Source organism: Rhodoferax sp. (genome assembly GCF_012927445.1).
Classification (GTDB): Bacteria; Pseudomonadota; Gammaproteobacteria; order Burkholderiales; family Burkholderiaceae_C; genus Rhodoferax.
In genome coordinates, this window is the sequence record NZ_JABBPD010000001.1 from 28,111 (window position 1) to 43,507 (window position 15,397).

10 protein-coding genes are annotated in these 15,397 nt (G+C 54.7%); 5 read left to right on the top strand and 5 right to left on the bottom strand.

Translation table 11 applies throughout. From position 1 onward, the window contains the following. Nucleotides 1–112: 112 nt before the first annotated feature. A complete protein-coding gene (locus tag HHJ17_RS00115; RefSeq protein ID WP_296504544.1) occupies nucleotides 113–1,072 on the bottom strand; it encodes a DNA-binding protein in 960 nt (319 codons plus the stop codon). 440 nt (nucleotides 1,073–1,512) lie between these two features. Between HHJ17_RS00115 and HHJ17_RS00120 the strand changes: the two genes are divergently transcribed. After that, the gene (locus HHJ17_RS00120) at nucleotides 1,513–1,707 is read left to right on the top strand and encodes a hypothetical protein (RefSeq protein ID WP_296504546.1); all 195 of its coding nucleotides are present in this window, start codon (nucleotides 1,513–1,515) and stop codon (nucleotides 1,705–1,707) included. Nucleotides 1,708–1,717: 10 nt separating this feature from the next. Further along, nucleotides 1,718–2,788 carry a hypothetical protein gene (locus HHJ17_RS00125; RefSeq protein WP_296504548.1) on the top strand — a complete coding sequence of 357 codons (1,071 nt, stop codon included), beginning with the start codon at nucleotides 1,718–1,720 and terminating at the stop codon, nucleotides 2,786–2,788. A gap of 75 nt (nucleotides 2,789–2,863) precedes the next feature. Here HHJ17_RS00125 and HHJ17_RS00130 read toward each other — a convergent pair whose 3' ends face one another. The 4 genes from HHJ17_RS00130 to HHJ17_RS00145 all read right to left on the bottom strand — a co-directional run bounded on the left by HHJ17_RS00130 (nucleotide 2,864) and on the right by HHJ17_RS00145 (nucleotide 8,306). Beyond that, nucleotides 2,864–5,170: an IS200/IS605 family accessory protein TnpB-related protein gene (locus tag HHJ17_RS00130; protein ID WP_296504550.1), complete on the bottom strand. Its 2,307-nt coding sequence runs from the start codon at nucleotides 5,168–5,170 to the stop codon at nucleotides 2,864–2,866. Between the two features lie 865 nt (nucleotides 5,171–6,035). Further along, a complete protein-coding gene (locus HHJ17_RS00135; protein ID WP_296504552.1) occupies nucleotides 6,036–6,716 on the bottom strand; it encodes a hypothetical protein in 681 nt (226 codons plus the stop codon). A gap of 35 nt (nucleotides 6,717–6,751) precedes the next feature. Beyond that, complete coding sequence (locus HHJ17_RS00140; protein WP_296504554.1) at nucleotides 6,752–7,612, bottom strand: hypothetical protein; 861 nt, start codon at nucleotides 7,610–7,612, stop codon at nucleotides 6,752–6,754. Between the two features lie 22 nt (nucleotides 7,613–7,634). Beyond that, nucleotides 7,635–8,306: a hypothetical protein gene (locus HHJ17_RS00145; RefSeq protein ID WP_296504556.1), complete on the bottom strand. Its 672-nt coding sequence runs from the start codon at nucleotides 8,304–8,306 to the stop codon at nucleotides 7,635–7,637. Between the two features lie 444 nt (nucleotides 8,307–8,750). On the opposite strand from HHJ17_RS00145, the gene HHJ17_RS00150 reads away from it, so the two are divergent. The 3 genes from HHJ17_RS00150 to mobF all read left to right on the top strand — a co-directional run bounded on the left by HHJ17_RS00150 (nucleotide 8,751) and on the right by mobF (nucleotide 15,361). Further along, complete coding sequence (locus HHJ17_RS00150) at nucleotides 8,751–9,410, top strand: hypothetical protein (protein WP_296504558.1); 660 nt, start codon at nucleotides 8,751–8,753, stop codon at nucleotides 9,408–9,410. A gap of 491 nt (nucleotides 9,411–9,901) precedes the next feature. Continuing rightward, the gene (locus HHJ17_RS00155; RefSeq protein ID WP_296504560.1) at nucleotides 9,902–10,306 is read left to right on the top strand and encodes a hypothetical protein; all 405 of its coding nucleotides are present in this window, start codon (nucleotides 9,902–9,904) and stop codon (nucleotides 10,304–10,306) included. Nucleotides 10,307–10,318: 12 nt separating this feature from the next. Continuing rightward, a complete protein-coding gene (mobF, locus tag HHJ17_RS00160) occupies nucleotides 10,319–15,361 on the top strand; it encodes a MobF family relaxase (protein WP_296504562.1) in 5,043 nt (1,680 codons plus the stop codon). Nucleotides 15,362–15,397: the final 36 nt, after the last annotated feature.

The following is a 15,397-nucleotide window of genomic DNA, read 5'->3' on the forward strand; positions in this document are numbered from 1 at the left end:
CCCGCACTAAGCGTTCGACATAAAGTGAATTCCTTGTGAAAGTCAACTCTCATTTTCTTGTTCGCCTTACGATGATGGGCGTCTGCGGCCCCAAGGGGGAAATGATGGCGCCTTATCGGTCCTCATCACCCGACTTTGGTGTCGAGGGGCCAGCCCCTCTCTCCGCTTGGGCCTGATTGCCTTTTTCGGTCTTACCCGCATCCATCTTCGCCCTTGACGCCGACTCGGCGGTGGCGCTCTTCAAGGCTTCCGTGAGGTCGGCGATCTGCTTGTGGAGCCGCCCAACGTCTCCGGCACGCTCGGATGCCTGCGCTTGGAGTTGCTCGGCAACGGCTTGCGCGACGGCCGACTGCGACTCGGCTTGGGCGAGCCGTGGCCTCATCGCCGCCACTTCTGCGGCATCGCCTCGCGCTTGGCCCTGAGCCGTCGCCAGCTCGGCAATAGCAGTGGCAAGCTTGGACTCAACGTCGGAGAGCCTTTGGCGCGTGGCGTCGTGTTTGGATTGATCGACGGCGCGGGCATCGACCTCACGAGCGTTGGCAGCCTTGGCATCATCCAGGCGCGCAGCCATCTCGTCGAGCTTGGAGCTCACGGCATTGGCTTGGGATTGAGCCTCAGCCTCCCCCTTCTTGGCCGCGTCGATCCGATTTTGTAGCATCACTACATCGGCGGTCGCCATCGCCATCGCGGATAACGAGCTTTCTCGCTCAGTGTCGAGGTCGGCGGACAGTTGGTCCGCCAACTCCGCAGCCTCCCTTCTAGCCGCCTCGAATTCGGTGCGGCTGGCCTCCATCAACTCGCGTTCTTTGGACAGCCTGTCGTTGGCCATGGCGATTGCCGCCGCCCAAATTTCCGCGCCAAGCTCCGAGAGGCTATGGGTGATCGCATCGGGGGCAGGCTCCTGGATGGGAGCCAATGGCGCGCTCAGGCCCCGCCATTCTTTGATCGCCTCCGAGATTGTCGTGAAGCTGCCGCCTCCGATCCGCTTGCGAATCGCCGCCAACGTCGGCGGGTTGCCAGACGCTTTGATCTCGTCAGCTGCCTTGAATATGTCGTCCTTGGTGATTGCCATGCCGCCCGCCTTGTATGTTGTATGTAGTAGTAATTACTACTACATACAATCAAAACGAATTGGCAAAGTCAACTCGAGGCAAGCGCTTTCCGCAAATAAAAATTTGCGGAAACGACTTCCGCCACCGACCAACGTCGCAGCCTCGTGCGCGAACGATTTCCTATTCGCGTCGCTTGCTTCCCTAATATTTTCGATATAGCTCGGGCTGAGTAAATAGTCTGTCGTCAATCATGAAATCGCAACGCCAACACTTGGCTGGACCGCATCAGGCCATCGCGTCAGTCACCGCGATGCGGCCAGCGATGGCATCGGCAAGTCCCTGACAGGCTATTGATGACAACCGCTTCGATGCGTGAATTCAAGGAATGAATATTTTCTCCATGTATTGACATCGTATGTTTTATTTGCTTTCTTGTTACATGAACAACAAAGGAGGCAATATGAGTAAGAAGCTAAACCCAGCAGAGGAAACAGTCACATTTCACGTCAAGATTCCCCGGTCATTGCACGTGGAATTTTTCCGCGCTTGCGAAGAAATAGATAAAGCGGGTGGAGCAGTCGCCCGCCGTCTCATCAAAGACTGGCTGGCGGGTCAGGTGGAAGACAAGACTCGCCTCGTCGCAACTAAGCGATAAGGCGGAGACGATGGCAACTTTACCAAGCCCACGCAAGCCCTACGTTGATGATTGGGACGAAGTCCCTGAGACCCCGATTCAACCCGGAACATCAAATATTCATGATGAAAAAGTCCTTGATATCAAAGATGAGAGAGAACCAATCCCATTCCCCGCACTTCAAAAGTCGACCTACTTCCCAGCGCTCACAGCACGCACTTCGCTGTTCAGCGCTAGCCGCATCAGTCGCGATGCCACGGAGACAAGCGACTCGGTAAAAGTCGAGCTTAGTGGTCAAAACGGCTACAGACTGACTGCATGGGGGCCGAGACTCAATATGCACGATAAGCTTGTGTGGGAGACAGCCCTCCAGATCGCGATTGAAAATCAGCATGGCATTGGAGCGAGATTTACCATTTCCCTGCGCGACTTTGCAAATCGAATGGGTTGGGTCAATTTCAGCGGTCCTTCATTGCAATGGATTTGGATGAGCTTGAGGCGGCTCTACTTCATTCGATTAGATTTTGAACTTCCGAATGGCGCCAAGGGCGGAGGATCAATGCTATCCACGGCAATGGAGGATCAAGACGGCAATTTTGTGCTGCGTTTAAACCCGGATTTTTGCGGGCCGATGTTTTGGAATGACAATCAATTTCTGATCAAAATCAAGCGTCGAAGCACGCTGACGGGTCAACTCGCTCGCTGGCTTCATGACTACTTTTCAACCCAACGCGGTTTTGACGTTCAGACGACATCAACCGACACGGGCCAGAAACTGGCGCCTTCGCGTGAAATGAACATCCTTTTTCTTGGCCTTAGGAAACTATCAGGGTATACCGGCGAGCGCAAACAGTTCGCTCGTGAGTTGGTCGATGCGATGACGGAACTCGTCGCTAAAGCTCCGGAGTTGATCGCGTCCTTTGACATCAAGCGCGAGGGTCGAAGCAGCGACACCTGGACACTCCATGTCACTAGAGGAGACGAACGGCCAGCCTACCTTGTTCCAGAACTCGATCGAAGCGAAAAGCAGCTCACCGATCCAAATAAGAAACCATCGACACGGTCTTCAAAAGGTTCAGGCAAAGGCAGAGTATCGCTATAAATTTCAACTCTGCAAAGTTCAAAACATCAATATAGGTGAAAACTGGATATGAAGGGGTTGACTTTCGTCGGGCCTTCATAGGGATTCCAGCCGGGGACCACCAACGGCCTCCGCAACTTTAATGCTATTTTTGGAAGCAAGCTTCCGCTCCTTGGCGGCCTTGGCTTTCAAGGCGGCGGCCACGCTTTTGACCGGGCCACGCTTCAAGAACGGGGAGAGCGGGAAGAAGCCGCCGCGGGGAGAGAAGCCCCAGAGCTCGTGCTTGGGGCTCAGGCGATCGTGGGCCTTGAACAACGGGCATATCTTGCGGCCCGAGTTGAAGGCTCCGTTCGCGTCGGCGTGGATTTTCGAGCGGATCGGGGCCGCCTTTGCTTTTGCCATATTATGGTCGGGAGCGGGCTTGGGCCCTTGCCGGAAGAACCAGTTTCGGTCCCTCCCCGCTCCTCGGACGCCGCTGGCCTTGGGGCCATCGGCTGGGGCCGCGTGGCTCGCGGCAGGATTCCTCGCGAAAGGATTGTCGTCCCTCTCGTTTGTAGTCTTATTTTCCTTCTCTTTGTTTCCCTCTTTGACTTTTGTGCTTTTCGAGCCGTAAACCGGCAAGGGGTCGCTATCCAAAAAACTCATCTTGCTGGTGTAGGACTCCTCGGTCTCCAAGAGTGCTATGCCGAGCACGGCCAGCTTTTCCCGCAGCAGTTGGATCATCAGGCCGTGCGGTATGCTGTGGAACTTGCGGTTCCGCTCGGAGCCCATGTTCGACTCTTGCTTCCAGCCGATATTGCGGCCGACGATCACGACCGCGACCTTCTTGGAGAGGGCCGCTTGGGCGATCCAGTCGGCGAGGCGATGGGCCCGGTCCTTGACGAAATCCGCCCGACGCTTCCGCATCGCCATCAAGCCAAGGTCCTGGTGGACCAGCTTGGATAGTCCTTTAAGTTTCGAGCGCTCGGCCTGCGAGAGCTTGGCCTTGGGATCGGCCTCCCTGAGCTTCGAGAGCTTGGCCTGCAGCTCCCGCTGCTCGACGGTCGTGAGCGTGGCGACTCTCCGGTCGATCCGGCCGTCCAGCCTGTCCATCCTAGAGTGAAAATCCGTGCCGGTCAGGACGGCCGTCTTCGAGCCGTCCGTCCACGCCACCCCCGCCAGATTCGTGACCCCGAAATCGACGAACGCCGCGCTGTGATTCTGCGAGACCCAAGCGTAATCGAACCCGATAGCTGGCGGAGTTTTCTTTTTGACCCAGTCCTGCTCGGCCATGATTTGGGCTATCCAGCCGTCGAAGGCGTCGGGCTTGGCCGCGAGCCACAAGGCCGGGTGCCGAGACTCCAAGCTGGCCATGAAGGAGCCGGCGGGGGTTTTGGGCTTGTCGATCGCGACGATCATCTCGAGGCGGGGCGGCTGGCCGCCCCGGGCGGGAACCAGCCTCAGCATGGCGACGTCCATGTGGGTCGGGCGTGCCGCCAGCCAGGAAGGCTTGTCGGCCCAACGCCGGGCCAGAGCCTGGTCAGCGAAGGCCTTGATGTCGAAGTCGCGGAAGGCTTTGGCCTGCTCGGCTGTCAGCTTGACGCCCTTGTCCTCGTCCACGAAGAGCTCCAAGGCGGAGAGGTCCGGCAGCTTGGCCTTGTTGGCCCAGTCTAGGCTGACGGCAAGCCCGGAGCTCTTGCGGTAGCCGGGAGCCTTCGGCTGGCCGGCTAGCCCTTTGCCCGTAGTCGGGCTCCAGACCTTCAGTGCCGCCAGCCACGCCGCGTGCGCGCTTCGAATATCCTTCACGACATTTCTCGCGATCAAAAATGGAAGCTTGGAGAAGGCCGGAGCCTTGTCCAAGGCCAAGTCGTCCGGCCAAGCCTTCATCGCCCGCTCCAGAAGCGTCATGTCCAGAATTCGTGATTCCAAGCGTCGCCCCGAGGATTCTATTCGCGTGATGAGCTTGGGCTCTGCGACCTCGGCGGTCTCCTTCGCTTTCATATTCGCCTTGGCGGCCCGCTCAACGTTCAACGCGTCGATCTGCTGGTTGAATCGGAGGATGGAGAGCTGGGACGAGGCGGCGAGCTCCTTGCCCATCTCCGCGTCGTCCCGACTCAGGCTCTCCTTGGCATCCTTGTCCCACGCGAAGGCGTAGCGGATTTGCCTCGTCGCGTAGACGGTCGTGTTGTGGAGATCCCTAGCGTGGCGGCTCAGGGCCGCGATGGCGGGAGCCAGCTCGAACGGCAGATTGGCCTTCTGGGTTCGATAAATTTGGGGCGGCTTGGGGGCTTTCTTGGGTTTTGGAGTCTTAGCCGGCTTGACCGTCTTTGCGGCGGACTCGCTCCGCTTGGCGGATACAACCTTCACGGGCTTCCTAGCCAGCGATTTAGAGGTATCGCCAGAGGGGAGAGCCGCTTTTTTCATGCCTTTACCTTGTCTTTAAAGGCGGTGATTGTCAATGTTTATGGCGTCGCATCGGCTCGATATCCCATGATTCTTAAAAATCAAGCCCTTCATATCCAGTTTTCGCCTAATATGCGCGCCCCATAAGGCGCGCATTTGTTTTTGCCGTGCGCGTGATGCAAGCCCCAGATAAAACCTTGTGCGCGTGGTGGAAGCCGCCGCGTGCGTGATGGAAGCCGCCGAACAAAACCTTGTGCGCGTGGTGGAAGCCGCCGCGTGCGTGATGGAAGCCGCCGATGGCGCGTGATCGAGGCCGCCGAGCGCGTGATCCAAGCCGCCAGGCGCGTGGTGGAAGCCGCCGCGTGCGTGATGGAAGCCGCCGATGGTGCGTGATGGAAGCCGCCACATGCGTGATGGAAGCCGCCGAAGCGCGTGATGGAAGCCGCCGCTGGGGGCGCATCTATAGATATTCTTATAGATAAAACAAATACATTGCGCGACTCGGACGGTCGGGGCCTGACGCCCCGCCGCCTCATCCCGCCAAAACCAAAATCATGAAACTTCAACGACAACCGGCCCACAAGCCGGTTGTCTGGACGGCACCGACGGTGCCGTCACCTTTTTGAAGCCCCGACCCTCCGGGCAGCTTGGCTGTCGCCAAGCATAAAACCTTACGCATACAAAATTCCCACGCTTTCGAACCAAATAATTTGATTAATCAGTCATCACTTGCCTACTTGACGGATCAATTGACAAACCATGGCGTTGGATGCATGAAATCCATGCTTTTTTATAGGGTTTTCGACGCCATCGTTGCTATACACCCCCATGGGTATTAGATGGCAGGTGGTGGGCCGAAATAGGCGTCGCCAATGGTAGACGTGGATCAGTGACGGAACAGGGTCATCTGAATCGCCAGAACGAGTATCAGCATTGATCCCGCGCCGACGCAGAACGAAAGCAGCTTTTCCTTGAGCCGTTCCTGAGCCAGATTGGAATTTTGCTTCTCCTCCTTCACCCTCACGTTGACCACGCGATTCATCGCTTCAAAGAGATCGGACTTTAGCTTTGCTATCGTCTTGGCAATATCCGCGGAAAGACCCTCGACTTCTTTCGCGGCTGCATTCCCAAGCATGTTCTTGGTCGTTTCGCCCGCGGCATCAGCCGCAGCTTGGACGGCTGCCTCAACTACGACGAGCGACGCCTCCTCCATACTCGCAATCCGTTTGGACATGTCGCGCTCAATGCGGGCGAAATCATCCATAAGTTGCGTTGAAAGAACTCGGGCGGCATTTTCGGACGCAGATTCCAAATCGCATTGGAGAGCGATCGCAATTGTTTCTGCGTAGCCAGCCACCGCCAACAGCATTACCTCTGGGTCGTCAGGCCTGAGTCCCAAATTTGAAATGATTCGAGCCATCTCCTCTCGACGCTCAGGAGCAATGCCCGCGACAGCTCGATCAAACTTTGACCAAGGGTCTTTGATCGAATGGAGACTGGCTATGCTCGAAGCCACTTGATTCATGGCTTCTGTCGTCATTGATGGTTTGGGTTTTTCGCCATCCATTCGAATCTCCGTTGAGCCAGTCCGCCACAAATCGACTATTTGCTGGCTTTTTTTTGCTGTGCAGCCTCAAACGCTTTCAGCGAGTCGACAGAATATTTTTCAAGTCCAATCTTGGCGATTTCCGAGTCCATCACCTCAAGCCAATCCTGAACCCTGACTCGTTTGGTTCTTTTGTATGGGCCATCTGAGGATGCAGCCAATGAAAACGAAATTTCATCGGCATCGAGCTCAGCATAGGTCGATGCCTGAAGTTTTGGCATTTCGATGACGACACCGCCAACCTCTTCCAGGCGTTTTGCAGGATATCCAACCTGATCAGCCCGCTCCCCATCAAAAAAAATGAATTGCTCACGCTCGGCCAGACCTAGATTCAGCACGGCGACATATCGCGCATCCTCACCCCACACTGCGACCGCCTCGCCAACTTCAACCGCACTAGCCTTCAAAAAGCTCAGGACCATGACGACAACGATGTCATACCCGGCCACTTTGATTTGGGTGATGAGTGTGCTGAGCTTTCCAAACACCTCCTTGAGGTTGTCTGTTTTCCCGCCAGGCAAATCAAACAGAAGAAAATCTGCCTTGCTTTCAAGCGAGTCGCCAACAATTTCTCGGCCGTTGTCGTCCTCAAGGCTTGCGCTGATGACCCCCATAAACGGATTCATCTTGTTGAGGGACGAGCTGTATGTCTCTTTACCGTTCGCGTCGGCAATCTTCAAACCATAAGCATTGCCGAGTTGATTGACTTTCGGCTGTAGGTCAAAGGCCAAAACATGGCTTGGCTCATCATTTCCAGCAGCTGGTATGCGGCGCAAATGATCAAGCAGCGCTTTGGCAACCGTGGATTTTCCAACGCCACCCTTTTCCGAAACGACAAATATTGCCTTTTTTCCCATTTTTTTCTCCCTTTTTTCTGTCTTATTTATCCATCATTCGCATGAGTTCAGCTTCATCCCTAATTTCGCCCAAGTGCACTTTTTTCTGCCATCGTAGAGAGATCATCATTTCAACGCCCGCCACGCTGACCATCACTTCTCGCTCGGACTCAGGCCTTGCATAATTGATATCAATTGCGTTCTTGATTTCATAAAATGTTGGCCGCGTCGCAGTGGTCGCCGCGTTTGTTCGCATCCTGCTTTTCGCTACCAAGGGCGATACATCTGTCGCGTTTGTATTTATCGACACATGAGCTACTCGTTGAGCAGGTTTAATTGAACCGACAACGTGATGACCAAATTCAGAAGCTCGCGAATCCAGCAAGATGACAAGCGCGTCGTCCGCTCCGACTTTTTCAAGAGTCTCAACTCTCAGCCTGGCATCAAGCTCACTGATCAAGCGTTCGACTCGCGTCTCATCGATCAGACCCTTGCGCTTGGCTTCTGAAAAATAGTTCGAAAGTGTTTCTGGTGAGACTCGACCTCCGCGTTGCGATTTCACGCCATGCGAAAAGAGCCAGTTTGCAATCCAATCCCAAGACCGGCTTCGCCGTGCGACCGCTAGAACTTCCGCCAGTTTCGCGACCACTCGCCTCACAGTCATCCCGGCAAGGGTCGCTTCAATTGATTCGAAAAATTTATTGTTCGCATCCATCGCCAAGCCTCCTGTCATCTTCACAACATGAAAGCCCGCAACCTTGCATTAGTCAATCAATTTCGAACTTGACCGACTAATGGCAATCGCATGGCATTCCCGTGGCACCCACATTCCCACGAAGGCCTAATCGTGAGAATGCCGTGGCAATCTGATGGCATTTGATGTCACCTATTTACGATTTTTGCGACTTCCAGTCAGATGAGAACCAGATTTTTTTGCTGGCATCAGCCAGCGTATTTACAGCACTGAATATGACCTCGAAAAAGGTCGCTCACGCAGTGAGCGATGCGGCAGTTTCCAAGCGCCGACCTCCGAGCTCAGCTCGGAGGTCGGCGCGGTTCAGTAACAGGCGGGTGGGGCTGGGAGGATCTCCTCCCAGTGTTTGCGGTATTTTGGCTTGCGTCAATTTCTCTGTCACCCTTCGCGCGCGTGAAATAACTCATGGCAAAGCCGTGGCAAACTCATGGCATTGCCAGTCGGCGTAAGCCATCTTGGGTCGATCCAACTTTCGAGCCACCCTTCGCTCGTGCGGAAATGCTCATGGCAAAGTCGTGGCAAACTCATGGCATTGCCAGTCGGCGTAAGCCATCTTGGGTCGATCCAACTTTCGAGCCACCCTTCGCTCGTGCGGAAATGCTCATGGCAAAGTCGTGGCAAACTCATGGCATTGCCAGTCGGCGTAAGCCATCTTGGGTCGATCCAACTTTCGAGCCACCCTTCGCTCGTGCGGAAATACTCATGGCAAAGTCGTGGCAATCGCGTGGTATTGCCAGTCGGCGCAAGCCATCTTGGGTCGACCCAACTTTCCCGCCACCCCTCGCTCGTGCGGAAAAACTCATGGCAAAGTCGTGGCAAACTCATGGCGTTGCCAGTCGGCGCAAGCCATCTTGGGTCGATCCAACTTTCCCGCCACCCCTCGCTCGTGCGGAAAAACTCATGGCAAAGTCGTGGCAAACTCATGGCAGTTATCCCAACCAATCCCCCTATTCTCTAAATCTGATGGCAATCTCGTGGCAATGTGATGGCAATCGAAAATGGAAAAGAAACTGGTATGCCGCGCAATACATTCAGCACGACTCAAAATACGCCAAAACAGGATGAGCCAGAGGTATCGCAGCCCAAACGGGAAATTTCACAGACGTCTTCATTAGGAGAGAAGCTTCCAAAAGCCAGAACTTCCGATCAAGGCCAGGACTTCGCCTTTCAAGCCATTGCTCAGGCTTCCCCAAATTCCTAAATCCGATTGCATGGTTCCCACGCAATCAATTCTTATACAGACCATCGCCCTGCCGGCGGCTGTAGTCCCGCTGCGCGGGCCTTCTAAAAACCAACTTCCCCAGTGAAATCAATGCGTTAGATCGACAAGCGTTGAACGTCAACGCTGGTGCGCGCGAGCGCAAATTTCACGCGCCGTATTTCGAGCGTTTCTCCAATGAAAACAAGCTAATTTTTTGAACGATTTGCACCGCTTATCAGGCGCGCACCACATTTGTTTGACTTTATGTGCGGGTTACGGGAGGCTAATTGAGGCGCCATGAGGTGTCGGCGGCAACGCTTTCGCTAAAAATAACAAAACAAAATGGGAGGTCACCATGGCCAAACCAGCATCAAAGACAACGGCCCCAACAACGGGCAAAAAAAGAGTCCCGTCAAAATCCGCGCCCGGCTTCACTGTTCGACTATCTAACGCCCAGAAAGCGCATTTCCAGAATCTCGCAAAATCCCTCGGACTCCCAACGGCTGCTGCGGCATTTAAGAACCAAGCATTGCTATCCGTAGGCGCCAATCCGTTCGACGAAATTCGCCAAGCGATTTCAGGCCTTGCAAACCAGGCCATAGATAACGAATCGCGCAGCCAGTCCTTCCAGGCAGATCTAGATGCCAAGTTCTCGCAGCTCTACTCGCGCTTCGATGCGATCACCTCACTGCAATCGGAATTGCACAAAGGTCAGTCGGATCTCGCGCAAGCCGTCCTTACCCTCTCCCAAAAACTTTGAGGTTCCCTGACCATGATGTCGATAGGCCCGCTCGCGTCGCCGGAATACTATTTTGGAACCTCAATGAGCTCCGGGGAGCCGTTCGAGTATTTTGAGGCTGACAAGGGTTTGGGCGTTGGAGTCGACCCGCTTTTGCGGCACGGCATTTGGCTTGGAAACTTTGCCGCCAAACTTGGGTTGCCGACAGGCTCCGTCATCGACCGGAAGACCTTCGAAGCGATTTACTACGGTCTCGATCCAAAATCTGGAATGCCAATTCGAAACGACGGAAAGTCGATTCAAGCTCAGCGAGCCGATGCCCTCGACCGTCAGATACTCAAACAAGACTTTACCGTCAAAAGCAAAGCCTATTCCAAAGCCATTGCCCGATTCAAATCCATCGAGGCGACCATTGAAGAAACCGACGGGGAAGCAACAAGAGAGCAAGCCATAGCACTGGCAACGGCAAGGCACGAGGTCGCGGAATTAAAGGCAGCGACTGCCGACGCCGATTCCGCTCACAGCAAAGCCTGCCAAAAATCACAGCGCCCAGGCACGGACATCGCTTTCAACGCGCCGAAAACCGTTTCAATGCACTGGGGGGCATTGCGCACTTCGGGCAATATCCAGGAAGCCAACGATATCGAAAGCGCGCACGACCGTGCGGTTCGGGAGACATTCGAGTGGATGCAAACGGACTTCATCATGACCCGCAAGCGTGATCCCGAAACGAGCCGACGTGTCTTTGAGACGGTGAAAGGCGTGATCGCGGCTCAGTGGAGGCACTTTGACGCGCGCCCTTCCGAACATTCACAAGGGGCTAAAAACGCGGCCGACGACCCCTTGGTTCCTGACCCGCATCTTCATGACCACATCAATCTCTTTGGCCCAGTCGAAGGCGCCGATGGCGAAATCTACGCAGCCTATACCGACTACATCAGAGCCAACATAAAAGCCCTCGGCGCTATGTATCGCGCCAGGCTTGCTGGAAACCTTCGCTCGATCGGATACGCCATCGAGCGCGAAGAGCAGAAAAACGGGATTTTTTTTAAACTCCCAGGTATCTCGAAAGACCAAGAAAGCGCAATGAGCGCGCGTTCGGCAGACATCGCCAAAGCATTGGCCGAGGGGTCATCCAAACGGGCCGCCAAGGTTAAAAGCCGTATGTCAAAAAACACGCTCACCGGCGATGAAGTTCTGAGCGCTTGGTCAAAGGCGTTTAACCAACTCGGGATCGACCCTGTTCAAGTCAAAGCGACGACATTGGCGCAAGCGATAGAAAATCGAGTCGACGCCAAAATTCGCGCTGAAGGCATGCCTGAAAAGGCCAAACGCAACCTTATGCTCCGTGAGCAGATATCTAGCACGCCAAGAGCTCGAACCAACGTTGAAATCTTAGGGAAGCTATTGTCAATGGAGGCGCATTTTTCATTGGCAGACATTCGCCAAGCTTTGTGGGAGGACGCCCAATTCGTCTTTGACACGTCAGTTGACATGGACAAAGCTGTTGAGCTTCGAATGCGTGAATTTCTTGCCCTGCCCGATCTCCTCAAAGTCTACGACCCGTCGGACCCGAAGGCTGTCGGCCAACTCGATGGACTCAATCGGTTTGGGGAGCCTGTGTTCACCAGTCGCAAACTACGGGAGCGTGAAAACGAGCTTTTTGGGAAAACCGTCCCATCGTTTACTGCCGCCCAGGGATATGGTCTAGGTCGCGAAGAGGCCATGGCGCTGATCTCTCAAATTGAAGATCGACTGACAGAGAAAAACAAAATCCCATTCAAGTTGCGCGACTTCCAGGTGCGAGCGGTTTTGCAGGCGGCATGCTGCGATAGCCAGCTGTCTATCCAAATCGCAGGAGCCGGCCTTGGTAAAACCACAGCCAGCCAATTCACAAAAGAAATCCTTGAAATGAACGGCCGAGTTATTTTTGGCGCCGCTCCATCCAATAAAGCTGCCGCAGGCCTTGGGCGCGAGCTTGGCATTCAGGCAAGCTCCATCGACAAACTCCTCTTGGACATCGAGAGCGGCCAAATCAAACTGGATAAAAAATCCGTCATCTTCATCGATGAAGCTGGCATGGCCGGTTTTGACCAGATGGAGAAACTGCTCAGCCATGGGAAAAAATCGGGCGCCAAACTGATCTTCACCGGAGACCCTGAACAGCTTCCTGCCGTCGCTCGTGGCAATGTATTGCGAAAGCTCACCGAAATGGACTCGCTGGCATCCAACCCCGATGCCATGCTGTATTTGGGCAAAGAGCTCGCGGACTGGGACTATGTCAGCCGCCAGAAGCAGGACTGGGCCAAGCAAGCCTCCACTTTCTTCTCGCGCGGATATGTTGATGAGGGACTCTCTGAATATGATCGCCGCGGCTTTTTGAAGACTGCCTTCACCCGCGACGAGATGATCGAGGACATCGTCGACTCGTATTTCAAAGACCCATCGGAATCGAGCCAAAAGCTCATCCTGGGAACGACCAACGATCAAGTGCGGCGTTTGAACGATGCGGTTCGCGCTCAGCTCAAAACCAAGGGTTCACTCTCAGGGGCTTGGACCATCGACAAAACCGGCATGGAGATTTCCATTGGCGATCGCATCGCCTTTGAGAAAAAAGTGTCGGGAAAAAAGGCCAAGCTCCAAGACGACATCGCCAAAAATGAATTCGCCACCGTCATTGGCGTCAAACGGCTGGCAGACGGCAGCCTCGATATCGAGTGCAGATTGGATAGTCCAGATGGATCCGGAAAACCCAAGATTGCCGTCTTCAATACAAAGGCCATGTCGGACCTCTCACACGCCTTTGCCGCCACGGTTCACAAATCGCAGGGAGTGACCGTCGATTCGGTGTGGGCCGCGCCCGGCGCGTTCATCAGCAAAGAGCTTTTTTACGTGATGGCGACGCGCCACCGAAAGAACCTCTATATCCACATGCTCGAACACGAGAAGTCCACTATCATGGCAAACGCAGCCAAGAAAATCGAGAAGCGACATGCCAACGATCTTCATGCTGTCGCAACCATGGGACCTATGGAGAAGGACCGCTTGACTAAAAGCTCGGAGCAATTCTCCGGTTTGATGTCGATTGAGAAAACACTGTTTGATGAAAATATCGCTGTTCGCATCAAGGCCATTGACGATCGTCTAGCAGTCGTGGCTCAGCGCGACAACGCATGGGCCGCCACCAAAGTCATCGCCTCCGCAGCCCGAGCCATCACTGGCGTCGTCCTGGCAGCTGCACAAAGCGCGGTAAAACCACGTCCGATTTCCACAGAGCATATTTCCAAAATTGAGCAGGCCGCCAAGCTCTTTGGACACGTGACGGTGATGGGCCGAAAGCTTGTCAACTGGGAATCTGGGCGTGAGTGGGTTGGCCGCGACAAGTCCTTCATTTATGCCAGACAAGAAGATAGCGGGCGGATCGAAGCATGGCCTATTGAGAAGCAAAATGACGGGATGTCAAAAGCCTCAGAGTTATCGCCTGTCGTTGCCGATTTGATCAAGGCACGGGTTGAGGCTGCCACTCGCAAAACAGAAACTCTCCAAGTTTCAGTTCGCGCGGCAGTGCTTGCATGGTCTGGCGGCCCGGTTGAAATCGACGTAGATGCTAAATTGGGCGGCAAACCTGCCATCAGCGTGCGCGTCATTAGAGGGACAGCGCAGTGGGCCAACCTCGTTGACACTCTCAAAGCTGCTGGCGGAACTTGGGTTGATGGCATAGGCGCTTGGCACTTTCCTTTGGGAGCTGTCGCCAAGCTAGACCAATTGGCAAGCGCAGGGCGCAGTATGGGATTCGCCATCAGTGTCCCAAAATCCGCTCGTGAGATTGCGGCTGAAAAGGCATGGGCTGCCATCGAATCCGCTCGTTCGCGAGTTCAGAGCACGACAAACTCCAAATCGACAGCCACAGCTGATCTGATCATTGTGTCGGCAGCGAAGCTTGTCAAATCTTCACAAGACATCTTTACAGCCAAGGACACTGTCGCGGACGGGAAATACTGCGACTTATTCAATCGCAGCATGGATGGCGGGACGAAAACAGAAGTGAGGAAATTCCGAGGCTTTGTCGCTCATGCCGACAAGGAATGGATCCATCTTGCGCGCCGTGATGACACACGCGTGCTCGCCATTCACAAGTCCGAATTGCCGAATGGTGTGTGGCCGCAAACCATCTTCCAGGGGCAGGAACTGTCCATTTCGTTTACTACTGGAGGCGACGCCCACTCTTGCATGCTCGTCAGAACCCCGGACCAGATAGCCAGCCAGCTTGCGGCAGAAGCTACAAGAATAGCCACAGCGTCCACGCCCACAACGGCCCAGCCAACACCACCGAAACCATCAACCCCAACATGGCAGTTCCAACTTGCAGATGACAGCACAGACAAAAAGCTAAGAGACTATCTTGCCAACGTCTGCGCCGAACGCGACAAGAGCCATATTGCGAGAAAGATATCCTCAGGTGAAGTCCCAATCGAAGACCTGACGGCCTCGTCCCATGGCGCGCTTTACATGGGGATGTTCGTCGGCGTTTCGTCAACCCATGCCTACTTGCTAACAACGACCAACGCCCTTGTCAAAATCAATCGACAAAACCAAGCTTTTCGCGACATGTCAGACGAGGAGGCCTGCGCATTGGTAGGGTGGAAGCACGTCATTGATGCGCGCAACAATGCGGCGACCGTTTTACGGTTGCCAGAAGCTCACGCCTCAGAAGTCAGCACGACTCAATTTTCGGAAGCGCCCTTGACCATGACCACACTTCGCGCCGACGACCGATTCGTCTGGCTTCAAGCGTCGAAAACGCATGGTGGCGGCGTAATTAAGCTTGACCGGAGCGAGGGTCCGGTGCAAGGCATTAGCCACAGAGTTTGGGCTGCCATGGCCGAAAATCAAACTGAAATTGTCCTTTCCTTCGGAGCCGATGGCCTACTCACCACAGAGCCGACCAATAAACGTGGCGATGGTTTGTCTTCGATGCATAAGTTACTTGAACCCAAACCGAACGGATCCAAACCTAAGTTCCCGCCCATGGGGCCAGACCTGGACGCTGATCTTGGGCCAACGCGTGACAGGTAGCCACCACACCAACATCGAAGCGACTCAGCTTTTTGA

Excerpts from the sequence above, each read along its gene's own strand:
- HHJ17_RS00115 (WP_296504544.1), bottom strand. The coding sequence starts at position 1,072 with ATGGCAATCACCAAGGACGACATATTCAAGGCAGCTGACGAGATCAAA.
- HHJ17_RS00120 (WP_296504546.1), top strand. The coding sequence starts at position 1,513 with ATGAGTAAGAAGCTAAACCCAGCAGAGGAAACAGTCACATTTCACGTC.
- HHJ17_RS00125 (WP_296504548.1), top strand. The coding sequence starts at position 1,718 with ATGGCAACTTTACCAAGCCCACGCAAGCCCTACGTTGATGATTGGGAC.
- HHJ17_RS00130 (WP_296504550.1), bottom strand. The coding sequence starts at position 5,170 with ATGAAAAAAGCGGCTCTCCCCTCTGGCGATACCTCTAAATCGCTGGCT.
- HHJ17_RS00135 (WP_296504552.1), bottom strand. The coding sequence starts at position 6,716 with ATGGATGGCGAAAAACCCAAACCATCAATGACGACAGAAGCCATGAAT.
- HHJ17_RS00140 (WP_296504554.1), bottom strand. The coding sequence starts at position 7,612 with ATGGGAAAAAAGGCAATATTTGTCGTTTCGGAAAAGGGTGGCGTTGGA.
- HHJ17_RS00145 (WP_296504556.1), bottom strand. The coding sequence starts at position 8,306 with ATGGATGCGAACAATAAATTTTTCGAATCAATTGAAGCGACCCTTGCC.
- HHJ17_RS00150 (WP_296504558.1), top strand. The coding sequence starts at position 8,751 with ATGGCAAAGCCGTGGCAAACTCATGGCATTGCCAGTCGGCGTAAGCCA.
- HHJ17_RS00155 (WP_296504560.1), top strand. The coding sequence starts at position 9,902 with ATGGCCAAACCAGCATCAAAGACAACGGCCCCAACAACGGGCAAAAAA.
- mobF (WP_296504562.1), top strand. The coding sequence starts at position 10,319 with ATGATGTCGATAGGCCCGCTCGCGTCGCCGGAATACTATTTTGGAACC.